Source organism: Streptomyces sp. NPDC014676 (genome assembly GCF_043084105.1).
Lineage (GTDB): Bacteria > Actinomycetota > Actinomycetes > Streptomycetales > Streptomycetaceae > Streptomyces.
Window position 1 is genome coordinate 139,728 of sequence record NZ_JBIBZI010000005.1, and the last position, 24,241, is coordinate 163,968.

Sequence of the window (24,241 nt, forward strand, 5' to 3'; positions counted from 1 at the left end):
CCGCCGGGGGGGGGGGGGGCGGGGCCCGCCGGGCGCCCCCGCCGGGGGGCGCCGCGGGGCGCCCGCCCGGGGGGGGGGGGGGGCCGCGGCAGGGTGTGGCCCGCGCCCCGCCCCGGTCTCAGCCCGTGCTGCAGGAGACGGTCGGCCAGTTCCAGTTGCCGTTGGCCATGATCGTCACCCCCCAGTTGTCGCCGCTGCCGTTGGGCTTGGCGACGAGGGTCTGGCTGTCGGGGTAGGAGGTGCTGACGTTCCAGGTCGAGGAGACCTTCGCCGGGGACGGCACGTTCATGGTCACCGTCCAGTCGCTGCCGCCGCTGACCGAGACGTTGAGGTTGTAACGGTCGCCCCAGCGGCTGCCCGCGGACAGGGTCGCGGTACAGGCGGTGCCGCCACCGCCACCACCGCCTCCTCCCCCGCCGCCGGAACCGTCGGGTGCGACGGCGCGGCCGGTCTGCGGGGAGATCATGCCGGCGCACAGGCCCCGGGAGGCCAGGTTCTGCGCGATGCGCGGGATCGCGGCGATGGTGTTGGCCGGCCAGTCGTGCATCAGGATGACCTGCCCGTTGGTGAGCCGGGAGGCGGCCTGCACGATGGCGTCGGTGCTCGCGTTGTTCCAGTCCTGCGAGTCGACGTCCCAGATGATCTCGGTCAGGCCGTACTTGGCCTCGACCGCGCGCAGCGTCGAGTTGGTCTCGCCGTACGGCGGACGGAACAGCTTGGGCGTGCCGCCGCCGGCGTTCGCGATCGCCTGCTGGGTGCGGGAGATCTCCGAGTCCATCTGGGACTGGCTCAGCTGGGTCATGTGGGGGTGGGTGTAGCTGTGGTTGGCGACCCACATGCCGGCGTCGACCTGGGCCTTGACCAGGGAGGGGTTGGCGGCGGCGTACTGGCCCTGGTTGAACATCGTGGCCCGCAGCCCGTTCTGCCTGAGCGCGTTGAGCAGGTTCATGGTGCTGCCGGTGGACGGGCCGTCGTCGAAGGTGAGCCCGACGTAGCCGCTGCAGGCGGCGGCGTGCGCCGGTGCGGCGTCGAGGGTCGCGCCGGCGGTGCCGGCCAGGGTCAGCGCGGCGACGGCCAGCCCTGACACCAGGGACCGGGAGACTTTTCCGGTGGTCATCTGCGGTGCTCCTCCTCGTTGAGGGGTCAGCCTGCGCTGCAGGAGACCGTCGGCCAGGTCCAGTTGCCGTTCGCCATGATCGTCGCGCCCCAGTTGTCGCCGCCGCCGTCGGACTTGGCGACGAGGGTCTGGCTGTCGGGGTAGGACGCGCTGACGTTCCAGGTCGAGGAGACCTTCGCCGGGGAGGGGACCCGCATCGTGACGGTCCAGTTGTCGGCGCCGCTCACCGAGACGTTGAGGTTGTAGCGGTCGCCCCACTTCTCACCGGCCGACAGGGTCGCGTTGCAGCCGCCGCCACCGCCCCCACCGCCGCCACCGGAACTGCCTTCACTCACGGTGATGTTGGAGCTGCCGCTGCTCTGGTAGCCCTCGGTGGCCATGATCATGTAGTTGTGGTTGCCCAGGTTCATGCCCTTGCTCGCCCAGGCGTCGAAGTGGTTGCCACTGGTGATGGTGCCGCCCGTGCGCTTCGACTGGCGGACACTCCAGTACTGGTCGAAGGTCCTGGTGCCTTCGATGGAGGGGGCGTTGTACCGGGTCGTCTTGTAGATGTCGTACGTGCCGCCGTCACTGGTGACGGTGCCCTTGTACTCGCCGGTGGGACGGTAGGTGCCCCAGTTGTCGACGATGTAGTACTCGATGAGCGGGCCGGTGGTCCATCCGTAGAGCGTGAGGTACGCGTTGCCGGACGGGTTGAAGGAGCCCGAGTAGCTGACGGTCTTGCGGCCGCCGGTGCTCCAGCCCTTGCCGGCCACGAAGTTGCCGGTGTTGCTCCACCGGGTGCTGTAGTTGCCGCCGGAGCCCAGGTCCATGGAGACGGTTCCCTGGGAGTCGGTCCAGAACGAGTACCACCAGCCGTTGTGGGTGCCGGTCTGGTTCGTGGTGACGGCGGTGGCGGTGGTGGCGGTCAGGAGCAGTGCGGTGACGGCGGCCAGCGCGACGGTCCAGACGCTTCTGACTCTGAGCAGCGGTCGGCCGTGTCTGCGGCCCTTCGGATGTACGGGCACGTGCATGTGGTGCGCCTCCTGTGCGGCTCGGTGGGGGTGCGATGCCGGACAGTGTTGGTCTGTGCGCGTCAACCGTCAACAGTTTCGGTGAATGTTTCGAAATCTTCGCTTGATCAAAAACAGGGAGGGATTCACATAACACCAGCTCAATAGGCGTACTGAACCGGTCAAATTCAGGGGCCTTGCACTATGCGTCGGAAAGATGCCGAACTCCGATGTGAAGTAACCGAAAGTTTCGCTCTCCCGAGCGCGGCCGACGATGTCACCTGCCGGTCGCAGGCTCACGAGGGGCGCCGGGTCAAGGCCCTCACTGCCGAGCCCCGGCGGCCACACCTCACGTAGGTGTCGTCCAGCGCGGGGCCGTCTCCGCCCAGGCCGTGTCCCAGTCGGCGAGGTTGCGGCGGCGCAGGGTCAGGCCGGTCAGGGCGTGGGCGGCGGCGCCGGTGAGGGCGACGCCGATGGCGGCGAGGAGGGCCCAGCCCATGGTGCGGCTGCGGACCTCCTTGCGGGTCAGCGGCCGGTCCGTCGCCTCGCCGTCGGCGGTGACCCAGATGCGTACGGTGTTGCCGGCGGTCAGCCCCGGCTGGACCTCCGCCCGGGTGGTGCGGGTCCGCCCCTCGCGGGTGACCACGCGGACCTCGACCGGGTAGCGGATCTTCTTCTCCTCGTCCGAGCCCGGCTCGGGGTGGCGCGGAGCATCGTGGACGAGGGCCGCGTCCGTCTCGTACCGGGTCTGGTTCTGGTGGCGGGCGGTGTCCTCGTAATGCCGGCGGGCGGCGTCGCCGGCGAGGACGGCGGCCATGGGCGCCACGGCCAGTACGGCGATCAGCGCCCCGAGGCCGAGCCAGGCGTGGAGCGTGTCGGTGCGGCGGCGCAGGGGGTTGTGCCGCCAGCGCCACAGCAGGGGGCGCGGGGGCGGGCCCGGGGGCGGCTGTGCCGGAGGGATCTCGCCGGCCACGTCAGGGCTCCTTCCGGTGGCGGGGCGCGGGCGGCCGGGCCGGTCAGACGGTTCCGGTGGCCGAGGGGTGGTGGTGCGCCGAGGCGAGGAGGCCGGCGGCGCCCCGGACGGCGGCGGTGTGCGGCGACGGGACCTGCCGGACCGCGCAGCCGAGGCCGGCGGGGAGGCCGTGGGTGATGTCGGGACGCAGCGCGCCGCCGCCGGCCAGCAGGACGTCCCGGCGCAGGGCGGCACGGGTGAGCCCGGTGCGGTCCTGCCGCAGCATCGCGGTCACCATGCCGGCCACCGCCGCGGTGATGTCGCCGGGCGGCGTGCCGTCGGCCAGGTCGGCGGTGCCCAGCGCGGTGCGACGGGCGTCGGTGACCGCGCCGTCCACGAGCAGCACCACCTCGGTGAGGTGGGCGCCGATGTCCACGACGAGCAGCGGCCGGATGTGGTCGACGCCCGCCGCCAGGGCCACCGCGCGGGCGCCGGGGACGGTCAGTACGGCGCGCGGGCGGAGGATCTCGACGGCCGTGCGGGCGGCGGTCCGGAAGGCGAGCCCGTCCAGGACCGGCGCCGTGACGACGACCAGCGGGCGGCCGGTCCGGGGCAGCCGGTGCCCGAGCAGCCGCTCCAGCATCCGTGCCGTACCGGGGGTGTCGACGATGGTGCCGCGCTGAATGGGGTGGATCGCGCCGGTGCCCGGGAAGGTCACGGTGGGCACGTCGAGGACCATGCCCCGTCCGGTGATCCAGGCGCGTGTGCGGGCGCTGCCCAGGTCGAGAGCGATCCCCGGGCAGCGCCGGCACAGCGGCCGGTGCCGGTGCCGTACCGGAGCCGGGAGGGAACGCCGGATCACGGTCACCGGCCGGCCTCCCTCACCTGCTGGCAGCGCCCGCAGTAGCGGGCCTGGGGGACGATCAGCAGGCGGTGGCGTTCGACGGCGCGGCGGCACAGGTGGCAGGCGCCGTACTGCCCGGAGTCCATCCGGGCGAGCGCCGCCTCGACGTCGGCGAGCACCATGCGGGCGGACGCCGCGAGCTTGACGCCCACCTCGATCTGTGCGGCGTCCGTCTGACGCCGGTCGTCGGCACGGTTCGAGGAGTGGACGGCGAACTGCCGTAGCTGCTCCTGCCGGAACAGCCGCTGCTCGTGCAAATTCTCGCGCAGCGCGGCGAGGTCCTCGTCGTCGAGGACCGTGTCGCGCTCGCCGATGATCTGGTGGGTCACCACTGCACCCCTTGGGCAGAGCGGGAGGGAAGGACGACAGGACCTAAGAACGCCCCTGGCAGGCGACGCAGTACCGGGTGTGCGGGAGGATCTCCAGCCGCTCCGGCGGTACGGCCTTGGAGCAGCCCAGGCAGGTGCCGTAGGTGCCGTCGTCGACGCGTGTGAAGGCCTCGTCGATCTCCTTCAGGACCCGCTTGATGGCGTCCTTCTGGTTGGACATCAGGTGGTCGCCGGGACTCTGCCCCGTTTCGTCGAGGGCCTTGAGCTGCGCGAGCCGGGTCGTACGGGCGTGTTCGAGGCGCCGGCGGACCTCGTCGGCGGCCGGGTGGGCGGTACGGGTTTCGGTGCGGGGCAGGTCGAGCGACACGGACGGTCCTCCTCGGGGACGGTGACGTACAGGGGTGACGTACGGATGTGACGTACGGGTGTTGTCCCCACCCTCGCCCGTTTCCGCCCCGGCGCCCATCGGGCGCGGTACCCATCCGAGCGGGGTCCGAGGACCCACCCCGCCCGGTGCGGGCCGGGCGGGCCGGCGGAAATGGGTCGCGGGGCCCATCGACCGGGGGCCGCTCCTGGTGCAGGCTGGCCGGTGTCCGCCGGGACAAGGGGGCCGCGGCCGCACAGGACGGCACGGTGACCGACAGTAGAGGCAGACGAGAAAGAGGAAGGCGTGACCTCCGTGTCCCTGTACTGGCGGATCTTCGGGCTCAACGCGGTGGTGCTGGGCAGTGCCACCGCGCTGCTGCTGTGGGCTCCGGTGACCGTGTCCGTTCCGGTGCTGCTGACCGAGGCGGTGATCCTGGTGGGCGGCCTCGGCGTCATGCTCGTCGCCAACGCGGCCCTGCTGCGCATCGGCCTCGCCCCGTTGGACCGGGTGACGCGGCTGATGACCACCGTGGACCTGCTGCGCCCCGGTCAGCGGCTGCCCGTGCGCGGTGGCGGCGAGGTCGCCGAACTGGTCAGCACGTTCAATTCGATGCTGGAGCGGCTGGAGGGGGAACGCGTCGCGAGCAGCGCCCGCGCCATCCTCGCCCAGGAGGGCGAGCGGCGCCGTATCGCCCAGGAGCTGCACGACGAGGTCGGACAGAGCATGACCGCCGTGCTGCTGGCCCTGAAGCGGGCGGCCGACGAGGCGTCCCAGCCGCTGCGCGGTGAACTCCAGCAGGCGCAGGAGATCACCCGGGAGAGCCTCGACGAGGTCCGCCGGCTGGTGCGCCGGCTGCGCCCGGGCGTCCTGGACGATCTGGGCCTGGTCAGTGCGGTCACCTCGCTGGCCACCGAGTTCGCCACGCACACCGGGCTGCGCGTGCTGCGCCGCTTCGACCCCGATCTGCCCGCTCTCGACCACGAGGCGGAACTGGTGATCTACCGGGTGGCGCAGGAGAGCCTGACCAACGCCGCGCGGCACGCCGAGGCGCGGTGCGTGGAGGTGAGCCTGCACGCCACCGACGGGTGCGTCGTCCTGGAGGTGGGCGACGACGGCCGCGGCATCGGGGCCGCCCGCGAGGGCGCCGGGCTCCGCGGGATGCGGGAGCGGGCCCTGCTGATCGGGGCCGGACTGGACATCTCCGGCCCCGGCGAGACTTCCGCGACACCGGCCGGTACCCGGGTCCGGCTGACCGTGCCCACCGTCAGGAAGCAGCCATGAACCACCAGGACACCCAGGACACCCACGGCGACCGCCGGACGGATCCCCCGATCCGGATCCTGCTCGCCGACGACCACGCGCTGGTACGGCGCGGTGTGCGGCTCATCCTCGACCGGGAGCCGGACCTGGAAGTGGTCGCCGAGGCGGGTGACGGCGCGGAGGCGATCGCCATGGCCCGCACCCACGACGTCGACCTGGCCGTCCTGGACATCGCCATGCCCCGGCTGACCGGTCTGCAGGCCGCCCGCGAGCTGACCGTGCTGAAGCCGGGGCTGCGCATCCTGATGCTGACGATGCACGACAACGAGCAGTACCTGTTCCAGGCGCTCAAGGCCGGAGCCGGCGGTTACGTGCTGAAGTCCGTCGCGGACCGGGACCTGGTCGCCGCCTGCCGGGCGGCGATGCGGGACGAGCCGTTCCTGTACCCGGGTGCGGTGACCGCCCTGATCCGCAACTACCTCGACCGGGTCCGGCACGGTGAGGAGGCACCGGAGCGGTTGGTGACCCCGCGCGAGGAGGAGGTGCTCAAGCTCGTCGCCGAGGGGCATTCGTCGAAGGAGATCGCCGAGCTGCTGTTCATCAGCGTCAAGACGGTCCAGCGGCACCGTGAGAACCTGCTGCACAAGCTGGGGCTGCGGGACCGCCTCGAACTGACCCGTTACGCCATCCGTGCCGGGCTCGTCGAACCTTGACCGCCGGCCGGCGGGGACGCTCCGCCCTTCCGTCCCGGGCCGCCGCGGCGGCCCTCGCCGCGTTCGCGGCCGTGCTGCTGGCCCTCGGGTTCACCCACGGCGCGGAACTCGCCCCCGCCACCGCTTCCTCCGCCGCCTCGGCGTACCAGTCCGACACCCGTCCGTACGGCGACGACGCCTACGTCGGTGCCCGCACCCTGTTCGTCAGGCCGGAGCGGGACACCGGTGAGCGGACGGTGCCCGCCGGCCATCTGCTCTTCACCGCGGCGCACACGCCGCCGGTCCCGCCCCGGCCAGCCCGGCCCGCTCCGGCGGCCGGGCACGCGCCGCCCGCCGCCGCGCACATGCCGTCGGACCTGGGGCGCGCCCCGCCCACGGCCTCCAGCACCTGAGATTCCCTCTTCCTCTTCTCCGCGTGCCTGCTGGAGGCATCTGTGAAACGTCCCGCCCGCGTCAGGGCGTTGTTCGCGCTCGCCGTGATCGCCCTGTCCGTGTTCGTCGCCGTCACCGTCCCGGTCCGTCTGGGCCTGGATCTGCGGGGCGGCACCCAGATCGTGCTGGAGACCCGTTCCACCGAGACCGTGAAGGCCGACGCCGAGGCCACCGACCGCACCCTGGAGGTGCTGCGCGGCCGGGTCGACGCGCTCGGCGTCGCCGAACCGGGCATCGTCCGCTCCGGGGAGAACCGGATCATCGTCGAGCTGCCCGGCGTACAGGATCCGCGCAAGGCCGCCGACGTCCTCGGCCGTACCGCGCAGCTCTCCGTGCACCCGGTGCTCGGCACCGCCACCGGGTCCGACGAGGCTCGGAAGGAGGGCGAACGCGTCCTGCCAGACGAGCAGTCCGGTGAACGGCTGCGGCTGGCCGCCGCGTCACTCACCGGTCAGGACGTCGAGGACGCCGAGGCCCTCTTCGACCAGCAGAGCGGTGCCGGCTGGCACGTCACCGTGGACTTCGAGGACGGCAAGGGCTGGGCGAAGCTGACCGGCGAGGCCGCCTGCCATCCGGCGGGCGACCCGCAGCGCCGGGTCGCGATCGTACTGGACGACAAGATCATCTCCTCGCCGCAGGTCGACCCGTCCGTCGCCTGTGGCACGGGCATCACCGGCGGATCCACGCAGATCACGGGTTCCTTCACCAACGACGAGGCCAAGGAGCTCGCCCTGCTGGTCAAGGGCGGCGCCCTGCCGGTGCCGGTCGAGACGGTGGAACAGCGGACCGTGGGCCCGACGCTGGGTGCCGAGGCCATCGAGGCCAGCGCCTGGGCGGCCGTCGTCGGCACCGCGCTGACCGCGCTCTTCATCATCGTCGTCTACCGGCTGATGGGCGTCCTGGCCACCCTGGCCCTGCTCTGCTACGGCCTGATCTCCTACGCCGGTCTGGCGGCCCTCGGCGCCACCCTCACCCTGCCCGGTCTCGCCGGTTTCGTCCTGGCCATCGGTATGGCCGTGGACGCCAACGTGCTGGTCTTCGAACGGGCCCGGGAGGAGTACGGCAAGCGCAACCGGCCCAGCGGCCGCTCGGCCCTGACCGCCGGCTTCAAGGGCGCGTTCAGCGCCATCGCGGACTCCAACGTCACCACGCTGATCGCGGCGGCGCTGCTGTTCCTGCTGGCGTCCGGTCCGGTGAAGGGCTTCGGTGTCACGCTGGGCATCGGTGTCCTCGCCTCCATGATCAGCGCCCTGGTGATCACCCGGGTGCTCGCGGAGTTCGCCGTGGCCCGCCGCTGGGTGCACCGGCGTCCGGGGGTCACCGGTCTGGCCTCCATCGGCCGGGTCCGTACGTACCTGACCCGCCGCGACCCGCGGCTGATGCGGCGCCCGCGCCGCTGGCTGGCGGTGTCCGCCGTGGTGCTCGCCGTCGCCGGTGCGGGCATCCTGGTGCGCGGGCTGGACTTCGGGGTGGAGTTCACCGGCGGCCGTCTCATCGAGTACTCCACCGGCGAGACCGTCGACCCGGACCGGGCCCGTGCGGCCCTGGCCGACGCCGGGTTCCCGCAGGCCGTCGTGCAGTCCTCCGGGGACGACAGGCTGACGGTGCGCACCGAGGAGCTGACCAACGCGGAGGCGGTCGAGGTGGCCGACGCCGTCGCGGAGGTCGGCGGCGGGGCGGAGAAGGTCCGCGACGAGCTGATCGGCCCGAGCCTCGGCGACGAGCTGCGGCGCAACGCGCTGATCGCGCTCGGTCTGGCGCTCGGCGCCCAGCTGCTGTACCTGGCCTTCCGGTTCCGCTGGATGTTCGGTACGGGGGCGGTGGCCGCCCTGGCGCACGACGTGGTGATCCTGACCGGCGTCTTCGCCTGGCTGGGCAAGCCGGTCGACGGTGTGTTCCTGGCCGCGCTGCTCACCGTGATCGGTTACTCGGTGAACGACTCCGTCGTGGTCTTCGACCGGATCCGCGAACTGTGGCGCAAGGACGGCAGGGCGCCGCTGGCGCAGGTCACCAACCAGGCGATCCTGCAGACGGTGCCCCGTACGGTCAACACCGGTATCGGTGTGATCTTCATCCTGGCCGCGCTGGCCCTCCTGGGCGGCGACTCGCTCACCGACTTCGCGCTCGCGCTGCTGATCGGCGTGCTCGTGGGCACGTACTCGTCGGTCCTGACCGCCTCGCCGCTCGCCGTCGTGCTCGACGCGTACGCCGGTGACGGCAAGGGCGGCCGGGGCCGTTCCGGGCAGACGAGGTCCGGCGCCGCGGGGCGCCCGGAGCGGACCGAGGCCGCCGCGCGGGCACGGTAGGAACAGCCGGAAGGGGTGGGCCGCCCGGAGGCCGTCCATCCCTTCCGCCCGGCAGCGCCGCTACGCCACCGCCGCCTCCCCCGGCCGCCGTTCGAACTGGGTGCGGTACAGCTCGGCGTAGCGGCCGCCGGCGGCCAGCAACCGCTCGTGCGTGCCGCGTTCCACGATCCGGCCGGCCTCGACGACCAGGATGAGGTCGGCGGTGCGGACGGTGGACAGCCGGTGGGCGATCACCACCGCCGTCCTGCCCTCCAGCGCCTCCGTGAGCGCCTCCTGCACGGCCGCCTCGGAGGTGTTGTCCAGGTGGGCGGTGGCCTCGTCGAGGATGACGACGCGCTGGCGGGCCAGCAGCAGCCGGGCGATGGTCATGCGCTGGCGTTCGCCGCCGGAGAGGCGGTAGCCGCGTTCGCCGACCACCGTGTCCAGGCCGTCGGGCAGGGACCGTACGAGGGCGTCGAGGCGGGCCCGGCGCAGGGCGTCCCACAGGTCGGGCTCGTCCGCCTCCGGCCGCGCCAGGAGCAGGTTGGCGCGCACCGTGTCGTGGAAGAGGTGACCGTCCTGGGTAACCATCCCGAGAGTGGCGCGCAGGGAGGCGGCGGTCAGGTCGCGGACGTCGACGCCGCCCACGCGTACGGCGCCGGAGTCGACGTCGTACAGCCGTGGCAGGAGCTGGGCGACGGTCGACTTGCCCGCGCCGGAGGAGCCGACGAGGGCGACGGTCTGCCCGGGGTCGGCACGGAAGGAGATGCCGTGCAGGACTTCGTCACCGCCGCGCGGGTCGAGGGTGGCGACCTCCTCCAGGGAGGCCAGGGAGACCTTGTCGGCGGACGGGTAGCCGAAGCGGACGTCGTCGAACTCGACGGCGACCGGGCCCTCGGGCACCTCGCGCGCGTCGGGCCGCTCCCGGATCAGCGGTTCGAGGTCCAGGATCTCGAAGACCCGCTCGAAGCTGACCAGCGCGCTCATCACCTCCACCCGTGCCCCGGCGAGCGAGGTGAGCGGCGCGTACAGCCGGGTCAGCAGCAGCGCCAGCGCCACGACGGCGCCCGGCTCCAGGGTGCCGTCGAGGGCGAGCCGGCCGCCGAGGCCGTAGACCAGGGCGAGGGCGAGGGCGGAGACGAGGGTCAGCGCGGTGATGAACACCGTCTGCGCCGTGGCCGTACGCACCCCGATGTCCCGCACCCGGCGGGCGCGGACCGCGAACTCCTCCGACTCCTCCTCGGGGCGTCCGAACAGCTTGACCAGGGTGGCGCCGGGGGCGGAGAACCGCTCGGTCATCCGGGTGCCCATGGCCGCGTTCAGGGCGGCGGCCTCGCGCTGCATCCCGGCCATGCGGCGGCCCATGCGGCGGGCCGGGACCACGAACACCGGCAGCAGGACCAGCGCGAGCAGGGTGATCCGCCAGGACAGGGTGAGCATGACGGCGAGGGCGAGGACCAGGGTGACCAGGTTGCCGACCACGGTGGACAGGGTGTTGCTGAAGGCGCGCTGGGCGCCGATGACGTCGTTGTTGAGACGGGAGACGAGCGCTCCCGTACGAGTGCGTGTGAAGAACGCGACCGGCATCCGCTGTACGTGGTCGAAGACCGCTGTCCGCAGGTCGAGGATGAGTTCCTCGCCGAGGGCCGCCGAGAGTCTGCGGCCGAGTACGCCGAGGGCCGCCTCCACGACCGCGATCAGCGCGATGAGCAGGGCCAGCCGGACCACCGTGGCCTCGTCGCCGGCGGAGACGATGGTGTCCATGACGCGCCCGGCCAGTACGGGGGTGGCGACGGCGAGCGCCGCGGTCGCCGTGCCGAGGAGCACGAACAGGACCAGACGGCGGCGGTGCGGGCGGGCGAAGGCGCCGATGCGGCGCAGCGTCGCCCTGCTGAGGGGGCGGTGCTCGTCCTCGGCGGTCATGATGCCGCGCAGTTGTGTCCACGCTGTGGTCTCCATGCTCATGCGGACGACGGTAGGACCTCAAGCATGATTGAGGTCAAGGACGGCCCGGTGCCGTCGTCCGGCCGTCAGCGGGCGTCCGGGCCGCCGCAACCCGCCGTTGGTGCCCGGCGGGCATCCTCGGCGAGCGTGACGGGGACGATCCGCCGGGTGCTGTGTGTGCTGCCGCTGCTGCTCGTGACCGTGGTCGCGGTGCGGCACCGGTCGGTGCTGGCCGAGGGATTCGCCCACCTGGCGACCGCCCGGTGGCCCTGGCTGCTGGCCGCGGCGGGCGTGACCTGTCTGACCTGGGTGGCGGCCGCGTGCACCCGGCAGGGCGCGGTGCTCGAACGACTGCCCCGGCGGCGGCTGCTGGCCACCCAGTTCGCGGCGGGCGCGGCGAACCACCTGCTGCCGACGGGGCTGGGGGCGAGCGCGGTCAATCTGCGGTTCATGACGGTGTGCGGGCTGCCGCCGGCCCGCTCCTCGGCCGCGCTGGCGCTGTATCTGCTGGCGGAGTCCGTGGGCCGGGTGGGGCTGCTGGCGGCCCTGCTGGTGGCGTTCCCCGGCGCGCTGCGGTTCGGTTCCCTGCTGCCCGAGGGGGCGTTCGGTCCGCTGCTGCTCACGGTCGGCGCGGTGCTGGCCGTGGTGGCGGGCGCGCTCGTGGCCGTACGACGGCTGCGGCGGGCGGTGGGCGCGTTCCTGCGGACGGCACTGGGCGAGGCGCGGTCGGTGCACGCCCTGCCCTCCCGGGCGCTGGCGCTGTGGGGCGGGGCGCTGGCCTTCCCCGCGCTGCAGGCGGCCGTGCTGGTGCTGGTGGGCCTGGCGTTCGGGCTGCCGGTGCCGCCGGCACACATGGCGGTGGCGTATCTGGCGGCGACGGTCGCGGTGGCGCTGGTGCCGACTCCCGGCGGGATCGGCTCGGTGGAGGCGGCGCTGGTCGTGGCGCTGGTGGCGGTGGGCGGGGCCGCCGCGCCGGCCACGGCGGTGGTGCTGGCCTTCCGGGTCGTCACGGTGTGGCTGCCGCTGCTGCCGGGGGCGTTGACGCTGGGCGTGCTGGTGCGGCTGAAGGTGATCTGACCAGCGGGGCGAGGACGGAGCCGGTACGAACTACCCTGCGGGATACGGCAGGATGAGCGATCGCGCCGGCCGCCGGTCAGGGACGGCCGGCGCGATGTACATCCCGTAGAAATCGAGCAGGTGACGACACGTGACACGACTTCACATACGGCCGTCGGCCAGGGCGTTCACCGGGGGTGAGCGGTGACCCGCGCGCTCACCGGGCACGACCTGCTGTACGCCGGCATCGCCCTCGCGGCCGGCCTGCTGGCGGCGTTCCTGCTGCGGATGCTGCTGCGCTGGCTGGGCCGGCACGCCGACCGCACCCGCTGGCGCGGGGACGACGTCCTCGTGGACGCGCTGCGCATGATCGCGCCGTGGGCGGCGATCGCGGGCGGCGCGGCCTCCGCGGCGGCGGCGCTGCCGCTGACCCGCACCGTGCAGCACAACGTCAACCAGGTGCTGACGCTGATGGTCATCTTCGCGGCGACCATCTCGGCGGCCCGGGTGGTGGCGGGGCTGGTGCGCTCGGTCACCCAGTCCCGCTCCGGGGTCGCCGGGTCGGCGACCATCTTCATGAACATCACCCGGATCCTGGTCCTGGCGATCGGCTTCCTGGTGGGGCTGCAGACGCTGGGCATCTCGATCGCCCCGCTGCTCACCGCCCTCGGCGTCGGCGGTCTCGCGGTCGCGCTGGCGCTCCAGGACACGCTCGCCAACCTGTTCGCGGGCATCCACATCCTCGCCTCCAAGACCGTGCAGCCCGGGGACTACATCCAGCTCAGCAGCAGCGAGGAGGGCTACGTCGAGGACATCAACTGGCGCCAGACGACGGTCCGCAACCTGTCCAACAACCTGGTGGTCATCCCGAACGCGCAGCTCGCCAAGACGAACATGACCAACTTCATGCGTCCCGAGCAGCAGCTGACCATCCTGGTGCAGGCCGGGGTGTCGTACGACAGCGACCTGGAGCAGGTGGAGCAGGTGACGAAGGAGGTCGTCGCCGAGGTGATGACGGAGATCACCGGTGCCGTGCCGGAGCACGAGCCGGCGGTGCGGTTCCACACCTTCGGGGACTCCCGTATCGGCTTCACCGTCATCCTGGGCGTCGGCGAGTTCAGCGACCAGTACCGGATCAAGCACGAGTTCATCAAGCGCCTGCACCGCCGCTACCGCGAGGAGGGCATCCGCATCCCGTCGCCGGCGCGGACGGTGGCGCTCCAGCAGGGCTCGGTGGTCTTCCCCCAGCAGCGCGGCGCGGACGCCGCGACGGACTCCGCGCCGGACGACATGACCATCGCCCGGCCGATCTGAGCCCACCGTCCCGGGTGATCTCCCGCCGCGCCGGTGAGGACCGCGGCGGGAGGCCGGCCGGAACTCGGCGCGGACCCCTGTCGAGCCCCGGTCGATCACGAGATATCTTGATGTCGAGCAATGTTGCAGACGTGGAGCGGAGCACCCGGTGACTGACTCGACCATCATCTATACGCACACTGACGAGGCCCCGGCCCTGGCGACGTATTCCTTCCTGCCGGTGGTCCAGGCGTACGCCTCGCAGGCGGGTGTCACCGTGGAGACGCGTGACATCTCGCTGGCCGGGCGCATCATCGCCCTGTTCCCGGAGTACCTGTCCGAGGACCAGCGCGTCCCGGACGCCCTCTCGGAGCTCGGTGAGCTGGCGAAGACGCCGGCGGCCAACATCATCAAGCTGCCGAACATCTCGGCGTCGATCCCGCAGCTCAAGGCCGCGATCGCCGAGCTGCAGGGCCAGGGCTACGCGCTTCCGGCCTACCCGGACGACCCGAAGACCGACGAGGAGCGCGACATCCGCGCCCGCTACGACAAGGTCAAGGGCTCGGCCGTCAACCCGGTGCTGCGCGAGGGCAACTCCGACCGCCGCGCCCCCGCCTCGGTGAAGAACTACGCCAAGAACCACCCGCACCGCATGGGCGCCTGGACCGCCGAGTCCAAGACCAATGTGGCGACCATGGACGCGGACGACTTCCGCTCCACCGAGAAGTCGGTCGTCATCGCCGAGGACGGCGCGCTGCGCATCGAGCTCAAGGGCGACGACGGCTCCACCACCGTGCTGCGCGAGTCCGTCCCCGTCCTGAAGGGCGAGGTCGTCGACGCCTCCGTGATGCGCGTCGCCGCGCTGCGCGAGTTCCTGACCGCGCAGGTCGCCCGCGCCAAGCAGGAGGGCGTTCTGTTCTCCGTGCACCTGAAGGCCACGATGATGAAGGTCTCCGACCCGATCGTCTTCGGCCACGTGGTGCGCGCCTTCTTCCCGAAGACCTTCGCGCGGTACGGCGAGAAGCTGGCCGCCGCCGGCCTGACCCCGAACGACGGCCTGGGCGGCATCTACAAGGGCCTGGAGGCCCTGCCCGAGGGCGCCGAGATCAAGGCGTCCTTCGACGCCGAGCTCGCCGAGGGCCCGGCGCTGGCGATGGTCGACTCCGACAAGGGCATCACCAACCTGCACGTCCCCTCGGACGTCATCGTCGACGCCTCCATGCCGGCCATGATCCGCACCTCCGGCCACATGTGGGGCCCCGACGGCCAGGAGGCCGACACCCTCGCCGTCCTGCCGGACTCCAGCTACTCCGGCGTCTACCAGGCCGTGATCGACGACTGCCGCGCCAACGGCGCCTACGACCCGTCCACCATGGGCTCGGTGCCGAACGTCGGCCTGATGGCGCAGAAGGCCGAGGAGTACGGCAGCCACGACAAGACCTTCGAGATCCCCGTCACGGGCACGGTCCGCCTGGTCGACGGCAACGGCGACGCCCTCATCGAGCAGGCCGTGTCCGCCGGCGACATCTTCCGCGCCTGCCAGACCAAGGACGCGCCGATCCGCGACTGGGTGAAGCTGGCCGTCACCCGCGCCCGCGCCACCGGCGACCCGGCGGTGTTCTGGCTGGACGCCACCCGCGCCCACGACGCCAACCTGATCGCCAAGGTCGAGCAGTACCTGCCGGAGCACGACACCGAGGGCCTGGACATCCGCGTCCTGTCCCCCGTCGAGGCGACCAAGCTGTCGGTGGAGCGCATCCGCCGCGGCGAGAACACGATCTCCGTCACCGGCAACGTGCTGCGCGACTACCTGACCGACCTGTTCCCGATCCTGGAGCTGGGCACCAGCGCCAAGATGCTGTCGGTCGTGCCGCTGATGGCGGGCGGCGGCCTGTTCGAGACGGGTGCCGGCGGCTCCGCGCCGAAGCACGTGCAGCAGCTCGTCAAGGAGAACTACCTGCGCTGGGACTCCCTCGGTGAGTTCTTCGCGCTGGTGCCGTCCCTGGAGCAGTACGCCTCGGTCACGGGCAACACCCGCGCCAAGGTCCTCGCCGACGCCCTCGACCGCGCCACGGCGACCTTCCTCAACGAGGACAAGTCCCCGACCCGTCGCGTCGGCGGCATCGACAACCGCGGCAGCCACTTCTACCTGTCCCTGTACTGGGCGCAGGAGCTGGCCGCGCAGAGCGACGACGCGGACCTGGCGAAGGCGTTCGCGCCGCTCGCCGAGACGCTCGCCGCCAACGAGGCGACGATCGTCGACGAGCTGAACGCCGTCCAGGGCAAGCCGGCCGAGATCGGCGGCTACTACCAGCCCGACCCGGCCAAGGCGGCCGAGGTCATGCGCCCGTCCACCACGTGGAACGAGGCGCTGGCGTCCCTGAGCTGACGCGAGCGGTCCCTTGGTGCTCCGCCCCGGCCGGCCATGCGCCCGGCCGGGGCGGAGCCGTCTCCCGGGGCGTTGTCAGTGCCGTGTGGCATCTTGATCATGTCGTGCACCACTGACCATTCCCCTGGAGCAGTTGAATGACCGGTACACCGCCGTCCTTCGAGGTTCTTTCCGGTGATCCGGACTCCCCCGTGATCCTGCATGTGCCGCATTCCTCGCGGGAGATACCGGGGGACGTGCGATCCGGGATCGTGCTGGACGACGCCGGTCTTGAGCGGGAGCTGGACCACATCACCGACTCGCACACCGCGTCGATCGCCGAGGCGGCGGCCCGGGCGGCCGGTGTCACGCCCTGGCGGTTCGTGAACCGGCTCTCGCGGCTGGTCGTCGATCCCGAGCGGTTCCCGGACGAGCGGGAGGAGATGCTGGCCGTCGGCATGGGCGCGGTCTACACGCGGACCACGCACAAGGACGTGCTGCGGCCCGACGGGTTCGACGCCGAGCCGCTGATCGAGCGGTACTTCCATCCGTACGCGCGGGCGATGACCCGGGCCGTCGTCGACCGGCTCGCGGCGACCGGGCGGGCCGTGATCATCGACGTGCACTCGTATCCGAGCACGCCGCTGCCCTACGAGCTGCACGGCGACGGGCCGCGGCCGGAGGTCTGCCTGGGCACCGATTCCTTCCACACCCCGCCCGGGCTGCTCGCCGCCGCCCGCGAGGCGTTCGCGCCGTGCGGGGGGACGGGGCTGGACAGCCCGTTCGCCGGGACGTACGTACCGCTGGAGTTCTACGGCAAGCGGGCGGAGGTGTCCGCCCTGATGGTGGAGATCCGCCGGGACACCTACATGACCGAGCCGGGCGGCCCCGCGGGAGAGGGCCTGTCCCGCCTCGCCTCGGCACTCACCACCCTGATCGACGCGGCCTCCCGCTGACACCGGCACATGTCAGCCCCTCCGGCGTTCGAGGAGCGGGGGTCCGGGGGCAGCGCCCCCCTGGGAAGGAGAAGGGGCGGCGGGGGCGGTGGACCCGGCCCCCGCACGGCAGCGGCTGCCCGCCCGCCGCGCAGTGCCCTCGAAAAGCCGGGAGCCCGTGGACAGGCCCGGTCGAACCCCCGGCTCCAGGCCCGGCAGGGTCATGCGCGGAGCCACTCCGTGACGACCACGTCGTCGTCGGTGCGCAGGCGCAGGGCGAAGGGGCCGGAGGGCGGGGTGGCGGTGGTGAAGCGGCCCAGGTCGTCGGCGGTGAGCGGGGTGGCGGGCTGCGGGCCGCCGAGTACCTCGACGCGGGCCGGCCGGGGCGGCAGCACCTGGCCCATCAGGCCCTCCGCGGTCACCTCGACGTCCAGCGTCACCTCACCGGCGGTGAAGGTGAGCATGCGCGGCACGTCCGTCGCGCCCCTGACCGGGATGGCGTCGACCAGCGAGTCGAAGGTCAGCTCGGCCACGCGGACGTCGAGGTCGTGCAGCGCGTAGGCGTCGACGGCGATCTGCAGCAGGGCGGGAGGCAGCGGGTCCAGGACGGCTGCCGCCTGCCGGAGTTCCTCCTCCAGCAGCCCGCTGTCGAAGTCGTCGTGCATATCGTCGTTCACGTCGTCGTTCACGTCGCCCTCCGTGCCTCGAGCCGGGCCCGCAGCCGGCGCAGACAGCGCTGGCGCAGCGGTCCGATGCTGCCCACCGCGATGTCGAGCGCGGCGGACACCTCCTGATAACTGGGCGGCGGCGAGGCGATCAGCACGCGCAGCAACTGCCTGCACCGCTCGCCCAGTTCCTCGAACTCCTGCCACAGCCGCCGCACGCGTTCGCTCTGCGCCGCGGCCTCCTCCGACTCCAGCAGCGACTGCTCCGGCGCACCGTCCTCACTGACCCGGTCCAGCAGTTGCGGATCGTCCGTCAGCACCAGCCGCCGCGCGTCCCTGTGCACCTTCAGGCACTCGTGCCGTGCGGTACTGGCCAGCCAGGAGCCCGTCTTGTCGGGTTCCCGGATCCGCCCCAGGTGCTGGGCGAAACGGAACCACACGGTCTGGTAGACCTCGTGCGCGTCGGCGTCGGAGAGCCGGTGCGCGCGCACCACGGACCACACCAGTGGGCCCAGCCCTTCCACGATCGCCTTCCAGGCCGCCGCGTCGCCGTCGACAGCGGACCGGACCAACGCGCCGACTTCACTACGCTCCACGGCCCCACCCCTCGTGTACGGCACGTCATCGTACGCCGCGGAGGGGAGGACTCCGGTCCTCATGACCGTGCCGAGGGGGGTGAGACCTGCACGGGGCGCCAAGTGGGCGGAAGAAGCGCCGGGACGTGCGCCCCGCGCACTTGTGCGTACTCGGTGGTGGCGTCGAGCAGTTGCCGGCGGGCCTTGCGCGGGTCGGTCTCCGCCTGCGCGGTCATGTGGGCGGCGACCATGCCGACGGCGACGGGGGTGGCGAACGAGGTCCCGCTCCACTGGGCGAGCCCCTCGAACATCACCTGGTCAGGCTTGCCGGAGCCCTCGTCCTCGCTCAGCACGCCGGTGTGGCGCGGGTGGTGACACGTGCAGGCGTACGTGAAACCGTAGCGGCAGGCGTCGTAGGTGGAGTGCTGGTACACGTACGGGACGGGCGTGGTGAAGCCGGTGAGGGCGCTGACGAGACGCTCACCGGGCGCGTAGGCCTTCACCCAGCCGCCGTGGTTGCTGAAGCAGGCGCCGAACTCGCCGTCCCCGCGCAGCGCGCCGACGGACAGCACGGCGTTCTCGTAGCCGGGCAGATCGGCGTAGGCGGCGGGCCAGAAGGGCGTGGCACTGCCGTTGTTGCCGGCGGCGGCGACCAGCAGGGTGGGCCGCTCCCGCAGTTCCCGCATGAAGGCATCGACGCCGAGGAGTCCGTCGGTACGGCCGTTGGAGGTGCCGGCGGAGAGGCTGATGACGTCGGGCCAGCCGTCGCGGTCCACGGCCTCGAAGAGCTTCTCGCCGAACTCGGACTCCAGGACGGCGCCCGCGTCGTTGAGCGTGCCGTGGACGGTGATGTCGGTGTTGGGGGCGACGGCGGCGACGAGTCCGGCGATGAACGTGCCGTGCCCGCAGTACTGCCGGAGGGTCCCGTCGCCGTCGCACTCCTCGACCTGGGCGTCGCCCCGGGTGTGGGCGAGCGGCGGGTAGGAACGGTGGTCGTGCATGAGGCCGGTGTCGATGACGAGCACGCCGACGGCGGTGTCCGCGTCGTGGGCGGCGTCGGCGACGGCCGGGTTGGGCTGCCCGCCGGGCGCCACGGGCACGGGCTCGTCGCCGGGGCAGGCGTTGACCGCGATCGACACCACGTGGTTGCGGCTGACCAGCCGGCGCCCGGCGCGGCCCTCGGCCGCCGACAGCGCGCGCAGCGCTCCCGCGACCGCCGGGTCGCCGCTGCCGTCGCCCCGGCCGGGGTCGGCGACCCGGATGCGGGTGATGCCGGAGCGGTTGGTCTCCGGGCTCGTCCGGCGCACCTGGTCCGGGGTGAGGCCGGCGAAGGTGGTGAAGTGCTGTCGCACGGTGTCCTCGACGACGCGGGCCTCCTCACCGTCGCGGGCGAGGACGACGCCCTTCTCGTAGAGGAACTCTCCCGCGTCGTCCGGCCCGATCGCCAGGGGGACGCCGGGCATCGAGCGCTGGATCTGTGCGAACTGCTCGCGGAATCGCTGTGGTGCCATGGCGTGTCCTCCACTGGTGCGACGGCGGCCGGTGCCGCGGAGCTGTCGTGTATGCAGAGCCGGGGGGCGGGCGTTTGATACAACGCCATACCTGTGAGGCGTGGTTGCGGACCACTACCATCGTGGGGTGACAGCCGGAAGCGACACGGTGCTGGAACTGCTGCCGATGGTGTTCGCCGCCCCGGGTGAGGCGCTGGCGAGGGCGGAAGCGGTGCTGGGCGACCGTCCGCCGCCCCTGCACGCCTCCGTCGCCCATCAGGTGATCGGCATCTGGCAGCGGGACTTCGGCGACATGCGGCTGGCCCTGGCGCATCTGCGGCGGGCCCGGACCTGGGCGGCGCGCGCGGACTCGGCCGAGCGGGAGGCGGACGTCCTCGCCACGCTCGGGGTCGCACTGGTGCACGCGGGGCGCACCCGGCAGGGCATGGACGCGCTGGGGCGCGGCGTCGAGCGCGGCACCGGGCACACCCGCGCGCGGGTGCTGTTCCGCCGGGCGTACTCGTGGTGGGTGCTGGGCCATCACAAGGAGGCCCTGGAGGACGTACGGCGGGCCATTCCCGTACTGCGGCAGGCCGACGACGTGATCTGGACGGCGCGGGCGCTGACCCTGCGGGCGACGGTGCACCTGGCGCTGGGTTCGGTGGAGCGGGCGAACGCCGACTTCACGGCGGCCGAGGCGCTGTGGGACACCACAGGGCAGGAGCACGACAAAGCGGACGCGGTGGAGAGCCGGGGGCTGGCCGCGTTCCGCGCGGGCGACGTCCCGGCGGCGCTGCGGCTGCTCGACGAGGCGGAGGAGCGGTACGCCAAGCTCGGCACGCCGACGTTCATGCTGGACATCCGGCGCTGCGAGGTGCTGATGGCGGCCGGTCTCGCCGCGGAGGCGCTGGCCGAGGCGGACGCGGCGCTCCGGGCGCTGGACGGGATCGGCGGGCAGTCCACGCGCAAGGCGGAGCTGCTGCTGGCCGCCGCGCGGGCGGCCCGGCTGGCCGGCGAGCCGCAGACGGCGATCGCCCGCGCGGCGCTCGCGGTGCGGCTGTTCGCGGGGCAGCGGCGCACCTGGTGGGAGACGCACGCGCGGCTGGTGCTGATCGGGGCCCGGCACGCGGCCGGGCGCGGTTCGGGCCGGCTGGTCGCGGACGCGGCGACGGTGGCGGAGAAACTGGCCGCACTCGGTGCCCCGGCCGCCCCGGAGGCGTCGCTGCTCGCGGGCCGGATCGCGCTGGAACTGGGCTGGACGGCGGACGCGGAGCGGCATCTGGCGGTCGCCGCGCGCAGCAGACGCGGCGGGCCGCCGCTGGCGCGGATGACGGGCTGGGCGGCGCAGGCGCTGCGCGCGCAGGCCGCCGGTTCCGCGCGGGGTGTGCTGGAGGCCTGCCGGCGCGGTCTGGACGTGCTCGACGACCACCGGATGACGCTGGGCGCCTCGGAGCTGCGGGCCCGCGCCACCGCGCAGGGCGCGGAGCTGGCCGCGCTCGCCCAGCGGGCCAGTCTGGTCTCGGGTGGGCCGCGGCGGCTGCTGGTGTGGAGCGAACGCTGGCGGGCCACCGCGCTGTCCGCGCCGCCCGCCCGGCCGCCGGCCGACCCGGCGCTGCTCAGCGGCATGACCGCCTACCGGGAGATCGCCGCCCGCGCGGAGGAGGCCCGCATGGAGGGCAGGCCCGTACCGGCCCTTGAGCGGGAACAGCGGCGGCTGGAGCGGGAGATCCGGTCGCGGACGCTGCACATGCGCGGTGAGGCCCCCGGCGGCGGTGACCGCTTCGACGTCGGCCGGCTGCTCGCGCGGCTGGGGAACGAGACGTCCCTCGTCGAACTGGCCGTGCTCGACGGGCGGGTGCAGGTGCTGCTGTGCGGGCGGGGGCGGGTGCGGCGGTTCGAGGCGGGTCTGCTCGCGGCGGCGGAGACCGAGGCCGAGCACGTACAGGCGGGGCTGCGGCGGCTGGCCCATCCGGGGGCGCAGGCGCGGCTGCCGGTGGTGGAGGCCGCGGGCCGCCGGCTGGAGGAGCTGCTGCTCGGTCCGGCCGCGGCGCACCTCGGTGACGGCCCGGTGGTGATCGTGCCGCCGGGGCGGCTGCACCGGGTGCCGTGGGCGCTGCTGCCCTCGCTGCGGGAGCGGGTGCTGAGCGTGTCGCCGTCGGCGAGCAGCTGGCTGCGCGCGAAGGAGACGGCGCCGCCGCCCGGGGGCCGCCAGGTGCTGGTGCGCGGTCCGGGTCTCGCGACGGGCGGCGCGGAGGTGCCCGAGCTGGCCGGCCGCTACGGCGGCGCGACCGTCCTGGAGCACGACGACGCGACGGTGCCGCGCGTGCTGCGGGAGCTGGACGGGGCGGGGCTGGCGCACATCGCCGCGCACGGCGCGTTCCGCGCGGACGGACCGCTGTTCTCGTCCCTGCGGATGGCCGACGGGCCGCTGATCGTCCACGACTTCGAGCGGCTGGACCGCAGTCCGTACCGCATCATCCTGTCCTGCTGCGACACCGCGCGGTTCGCCGCGGTGGGCGCGGATGAACTCCTCGGTCTGGTCACGGCGTTGCTGCCGCTGGGCACGGCGGGGGTGGTGGCGTGCAGCGCGCCCGTCAACGACGCGGCGGTCGTCCCCCTCATGGTGGCCCTCCATATGGGCCTGGGGGCCGGGTTGTCCTTGGCGGAGGCTTTGCGGGATGCGCGTGCCGCGCTGCCGGGGGACGCGGTGCATCGGGCCACGGGGTGGGCCTTCAGCGCCTTCGGGGCTGCGTGATCCCCGCCGTGGGCGGCTGCGGGTGGGCGCGAGCAACCACGAACCACCCGCAGCCGCCGACGAAACATGATCCCCGAGCCGTCAAGCGGTCCGACGGGGCACGGTCGCGCCCAGCCGGGTGTACGCCCCGTACAGGTGATTCCCCACCGTGCGCACGGAAAGGGTGAGGCGTTCCGCGATCTGCCGATTGCTCAGCCCCTCCGCGGCCAACGCGACGATCTGCCGTTGCCGCGCGGTGAGTTCACCGAAAGCGAGGCCCGCGAGCGCCGGTGTGCGGGCGTCTCCGCAGCGGCGGGCGAGGGCGGCCGCACGGGTGCGCGCGGTGCGGGCGGCGTGCGGTTCCCGGTGGGCGGAGGCCGCCTGCGCGTGCGCCTCCGCGGCGAACAGCAGGAAGCCCCGCCGCTCGAAGTCCTCGCCCACCCGGTCCAGTGCGGGCCCGTCGGCCCGCGCGAGGGCGTCGGCGTGGTCGGCGAAGACGCCGGTGAGCCGGCCGGCGGCCCGTTCGGGAGTGCCGAGGCGTACGGCGTCGTACGGGTCGCCGTACGCCTCCGGGGTCCCCTCCGCGCGGGCGAGTTCGGTGCGGCAGGACGGGTCGCCGGGGGCGGTGCGCAGGCCCTCGCGTGCCCATGCGGCCGCCTCCCGCAGCGCGCCGCGCAGTCGCGCGTACCGGGCGCGCAGGGCCGCGTACCCGGCGGGGACCGGCGTCCCCTCGTCCACGAGCCGGTCCCCGACGGGCGCCGGGTCCGCCGTCACGTCGGCCCGTTCGATCCACCGGGTCAGTTCCGCCGACTCGGCGGCCAGGGCGGGGGCGCAGTCCTCGGGTGTGCGGGCGAGCCGGCGGGCGCGCAGCCGGCCGGCGGCGGCCCGCAGGACCGGGCCGTGCAGGGGGTGGGCCAGGCGGATGCCGCCGTGGTCGTCGACGTGGACCAGGCCCGCGGTCTCCAGGCGTTCCAGGACGGTGAGGTCGAGGCCGTCGCCGTCGAGCGGGAGGGGTTCGGCGAAGGCGAGGCGGTCGAGGGTCTCGCGCTCCTCGGGGCGGGCGCGGTCCAGGAGGTGGGCGGCGCGTTCGCGTACGGCCGGGGTCAGGGGCAGCGGGCCCCGCCCTTCCCAGGTGCCCGGGACCTCGGTGGGCCGGCCGTGTGCGCGTACCGCGTCCGACAGGTCGCGCAGCAGACGCAGGTCCCCGTCGCACAGCCGGTGCAGCCGGTTCGCGGTGAGCGGCTCCGGGGCGGGTCCCCCGCCCGCCGCGAGCAGCCGCGCGGTGTCCTCCCGGGGCAGCGGCGGCAGGGCGAGCCGGGGCAGCAGCTCCCCGGTCCACAGCCGGGACACGGCGGCGGGCACCGGCTCGCCGTCGGTGACGACGACCAGCAGCCGGGTGCGTCCGTGCACGGCGAGCTGGTGGACCAGGGCGGCGGAGGCGTCGTCGAGCAGGTGGGCGTCGTCGACGAACAGCGTGCGCACCTCGGACAGCCGGCGCAGTGCGCGGTGCAGGGTGACGGGCTCGGGCAGCAGCGGGGCGAAGGCGGCGAAGGGCAGGTGCCGGGTCCCCGGCGTCCCGGTGACCCGGGCGCGGTCGGTACCCCGTACGGCCTCGGTGACGAGGCGGGTCTTGCCCCGTCCCGCCGGTCCGGTCACCACGAGGCCGCGTCCCGCGCCGGTCGGCGAGCGCCGTACCAGGTCGAGTTCGTCCTCCCGGCCGGTGAACGGCCAGGGCGCTCGCAGTGTCGTCGCGTCCTTCTCGCACGGGCCGGTGGCATCGCGTCGCAAGGTCATCACAAGAACAGGAGCCCCGGTACTCAAGCCTGATAC

20 protein-coding genes are annotated in these 24,241 nt (G+C 73.3%); 9 read left to right on the plus strand and 11 right to left on the minus strand.

The window, feature by feature from the left end; all coding sequences use genetic code 11:
* Positions 1-118 precede the first annotated feature (118 nt).
* The 6 genes from ACF1DX_RS16115 to ACF1DX_RS16140 all read right to left on the minus strand — a co-directional run bounded on the left by ACF1DX_RS16115 (position 119) and on the right by ACF1DX_RS16140 (position 4,661).
* Positions 119-1,117 (minus strand): polysaccharide deacetylase family protein, encoded by a 999-nt coding sequence (locus ACF1DX_RS16115; RefSeq protein ID WP_391791799.1) that lies wholly within the window; start codon positions 1,115-1,117, stop codon positions 119-121.
* Positions 1,118-1,143: 26 nt separating this feature from the next.
* Entirely contained in the window at positions 1,144-2,130 is a 987-nt protein-coding gene (locus tag ACF1DX_RS16120) for a glycoside hydrolase family 11 protein (protein WP_391791800.1), read from the minus strand.
* A gap of 328 nt (positions 2,131-2,458) precedes the next feature.
* A complete protein-coding gene (locus ACF1DX_RS16125) occupies positions 2,459-3,082 on the minus strand; it encodes a hypothetical protein (RefSeq protein ID WP_391791801.1) in 624 nt (207 codons plus the stop codon).
* 43 nt (positions 3,083-3,125) lie between these two features.
* Complete coding sequence (locus ACF1DX_RS16130; protein ID WP_391791802.1) at positions 3,126-3,929, minus strand: rod shape-determining protein; 804 nt, start codon at positions 3,927-3,929, stop codon at positions 3,126-3,128.
* Positions 3,926-4,294: a TraR/DksA family transcriptional regulator gene (locus tag ACF1DX_RS16135; RefSeq protein WP_391791803.1), complete on the minus strand. Its 369-nt coding sequence runs from the start codon at positions 4,292-4,294 to the stop codon at positions 3,926-3,928. Before ACF1DX_RS16135 ends, ACF1DX_RS16130 begins: the two co-directional genes overlap by 4 nt.
* Positions 4,295-4,337: 43 nt before the next feature.
* A complete protein-coding gene (locus ACF1DX_RS16140) occupies positions 4,338-4,661 on the minus strand; it encodes a TraR/DksA family transcriptional regulator (RefSeq protein ID WP_391791804.1) in 324 nt (107 codons plus the stop codon).
* A 303-nt stretch (positions 4,662-4,964) separates the two neighbouring features.
* Between ACF1DX_RS16140 and ACF1DX_RS16145 the strand changes: the two genes are divergently transcribed.
* Genes ACF1DX_RS16145 through secD form a run of 4 tightly spaced genes read left to right on the plus strand, consistent with a single transcriptional unit; the run spans position 4,965 to position 9,372 of the window.
* Positions 4,965-5,942 carry a HAMP domain-containing sensor histidine kinase gene (locus tag ACF1DX_RS16145; RefSeq protein WP_391791805.1) on the plus strand — a complete coding sequence of 326 codons (978 nt, stop codon included), beginning with the start codon at positions 4,965-4,967 and terminating at the stop codon, positions 5,940-5,942.
* Positions 5,939-6,634 carry a response regulator gene (locus ACF1DX_RS16150; RefSeq protein ID WP_391791806.1) on the plus strand — a complete coding sequence of 232 codons (696 nt, stop codon included), beginning with the start codon at positions 5,939-5,941 and terminating at the stop codon, positions 6,632-6,634. Before ACF1DX_RS16145 ends, ACF1DX_RS16150 begins: the two co-directional genes overlap by 4 nt.
* On the plus strand, positions 6,631-7,026 hold the full coding sequence (locus ACF1DX_RS16155; RefSeq protein WP_391791807.1) for a hypothetical protein: 396 nt from the start codon (positions 6,631-6,633) through the stop codon (positions 7,024-7,026). Before ACF1DX_RS16150 ends, ACF1DX_RS16155 begins: the two co-directional genes overlap by 4 nt.
* A 42-nt stretch (positions 7,027-7,068) precedes the next feature.
* Positions 7,069-9,372 carry a protein translocase subunit SecD gene (gene secD / locus ACF1DX_RS16160; RefSeq protein WP_391791808.1) on the plus strand — a complete coding sequence of 768 codons (2,304 nt, stop codon included), beginning with the start codon at positions 7,069-7,071 and terminating at the stop codon, positions 9,370-9,372.
* Between the two features lie 60 nt (positions 9,373-9,432).
* On the opposite strand, the gene ACF1DX_RS16165 is transcribed toward secD, so the two are convergent.
* Positions 9,433-11,310 carry an ABC transporter ATP-binding protein gene (locus ACF1DX_RS16165; RefSeq protein WP_391792133.1) on the minus strand — a complete coding sequence of 626 codons (1,878 nt, stop codon included), beginning with the start codon at positions 11,308-11,310 and terminating at the stop codon, positions 9,433-9,435.
* 162 nt (positions 11,311-11,472) lie between these two features.
* On the opposite strand from ACF1DX_RS16165, the gene ACF1DX_RS16170 reads away from it, so the two are divergent.
* The 4 genes from ACF1DX_RS16170 (at position 11,473) to ACF1DX_RS16185 (ending at position 16,968) form a co-directional block, all read left to right on the plus strand.
* Positions 11,473-12,372, plus strand: coding sequence for a YbhN family protein (locus ACF1DX_RS16170; protein WP_391792134.1), 900 nt, complete (start codon positions 11,473-11,475; stop codon positions 12,370-12,372).
* A gap of 183 nt (positions 12,373-12,555) precedes the next feature.
* Complete coding sequence (locus ACF1DX_RS16175; protein ID WP_391791809.1) at positions 12,556-13,665, plus strand: mechanosensitive ion channel family protein; 1,110 nt, start codon at positions 12,556-12,558, stop codon at positions 13,663-13,665.
* A 148-nt stretch (positions 13,666-13,813) separates the two neighbouring features.
* Positions 13,814-16,033, plus strand: coding sequence for an NADP-dependent isocitrate dehydrogenase (locus ACF1DX_RS16180; RefSeq protein WP_391791810.1), 2,220 nt, complete (start codon positions 13,814-13,816; stop codon positions 16,031-16,033).
* 137 nt (positions 16,034-16,170) lie between these two features.
* The gene (locus ACF1DX_RS16185) at positions 16,171-16,968 is read left to right on the plus strand and encodes an N-formylglutamate amidohydrolase (protein ID WP_391791811.1); all 798 of its coding nucleotides are present in this window, start codon (positions 16,171-16,173) and stop codon (positions 16,966-16,968) included.
* 200 nt (positions 16,969-17,168) lie between these two features.
* On the opposite strand, the gene ACF1DX_RS16190 is transcribed toward ACF1DX_RS16185, so the two are convergent.
* Genes ACF1DX_RS16190 through ACF1DX_RS16200 form a run of 3 tightly spaced genes read right to left on the minus strand, consistent with a single transcriptional unit; the run spans position 17,169 to position 19,698 of the window.
* Positions 17,169-17,612, minus strand: coding sequence for a hypothetical protein (locus tag ACF1DX_RS16190; RefSeq protein WP_391792135.1), 444 nt, complete (start codon positions 17,610-17,612; stop codon positions 17,169-17,171).
* A gap of 20 nt (positions 17,613-17,632) precedes the next feature.
* A complete protein-coding gene (locus ACF1DX_RS16195; protein ID WP_391791812.1) occupies positions 17,633-18,208 on the minus strand; it encodes an RNA polymerase sigma factor in 576 nt (191 codons plus the stop codon).
* Between the two features lie 59 nt (positions 18,209-18,267).
* Positions 18,268-19,698 (minus strand): S8/S53 family peptidase, encoded by a 1,431-nt coding sequence (locus ACF1DX_RS16200; protein ID WP_391791813.1) that lies wholly within the window; start codon positions 19,696-19,698, stop codon positions 18,268-18,270.
* Positions 19,699-19,864: 166 nt separating this feature from the next.
* On the opposite strand from ACF1DX_RS16200, the gene ACF1DX_RS16205 reads away from it, so the two are divergent.
* On the plus strand, positions 19,865-22,432 hold the full coding sequence (locus tag ACF1DX_RS16205) for a CHAT domain-containing protein (RefSeq protein ID WP_391792136.1): 2,568 nt from the start codon (positions 19,865-19,867) through the stop codon (positions 22,430-22,432).
* A gap of 81 nt (positions 22,433-22,513) precedes the next feature.
* Here the strand turns inward: ACF1DX_RS16205 and ACF1DX_RS16210 are convergent, their stop codons facing one another.
* Positions 22,514-24,205: a LuxR C-terminal-related transcriptional regulator gene (locus tag ACF1DX_RS16210; protein ID WP_391791814.1), complete on the minus strand. Its 1,692-nt coding sequence runs from the start codon at positions 24,203-24,205 to the stop codon at positions 22,514-22,516.
* Positions 24,206-24,241 lie beyond the last annotated feature (36 nt).

Excerpts from the sequence above, each read along its gene's own strand:
- ACF1DX_RS16115 (WP_391791799.1), bottom strand. The coding sequence starts at position 1,117 with ATGACCACCGGAAAAGTCTCCCGGTCCCTGGTGTCAGGGCTGGCCGTC.
- ACF1DX_RS16120 (WP_391791800.1), bottom strand. The coding sequence starts at position 2,130 with ATGCACGTGCCCGTACATCCGAAGGGCCGCAGACACGGCCGACCGCTG.
- ACF1DX_RS16150 (WP_391791806.1), top strand. The coding sequence starts at position 5,939 with ATGAACCACCAGGACACCCAGGACACCCACGGCGACCGCCGGACGGAT.
- ACF1DX_RS16165 (WP_391792133.1), bottom strand. The coding sequence starts at position 11,310 with ATGGAGACCACAGCGTGGACACAACTGCGCGGCATCATGACCGCCGAG.
- ACF1DX_RS16185 (WP_391791811.1), top strand. The coding sequence starts at position 16,171 with ATGACCGGTACACCGCCGTCCTTCGAGGTTCTTTCCGGTGATCCGGAC.
- ACF1DX_RS16190 (WP_391792135.1), bottom strand. The coding sequence starts at position 17,612 with ATGCACGACGACTTCGACAGCGGGCTGCTGGAGGAGGAACTCCGGCAG.
- ACF1DX_RS16200 (WP_391791813.1), bottom strand. The coding sequence starts at position 19,698 with ATGGCACCACAGCGATTCCGCGAGCAGTTCGCACAGATCCAGCGCTCG.
- ACF1DX_RS16205 (WP_391792136.1), top strand. The coding sequence starts at position 19,865 with ATGGTGTTCGCCGCCCCGGGTGAGGCGCTGGCGAGGGCGGAAGCGGTG.
- ACF1DX_RS16210 (WP_391791814.1), bottom strand. The coding sequence starts at position 24,205 with ATGACCTTGCGACGCGATGCCACCGGCCCGTGCGAGAAGGACGCGACG.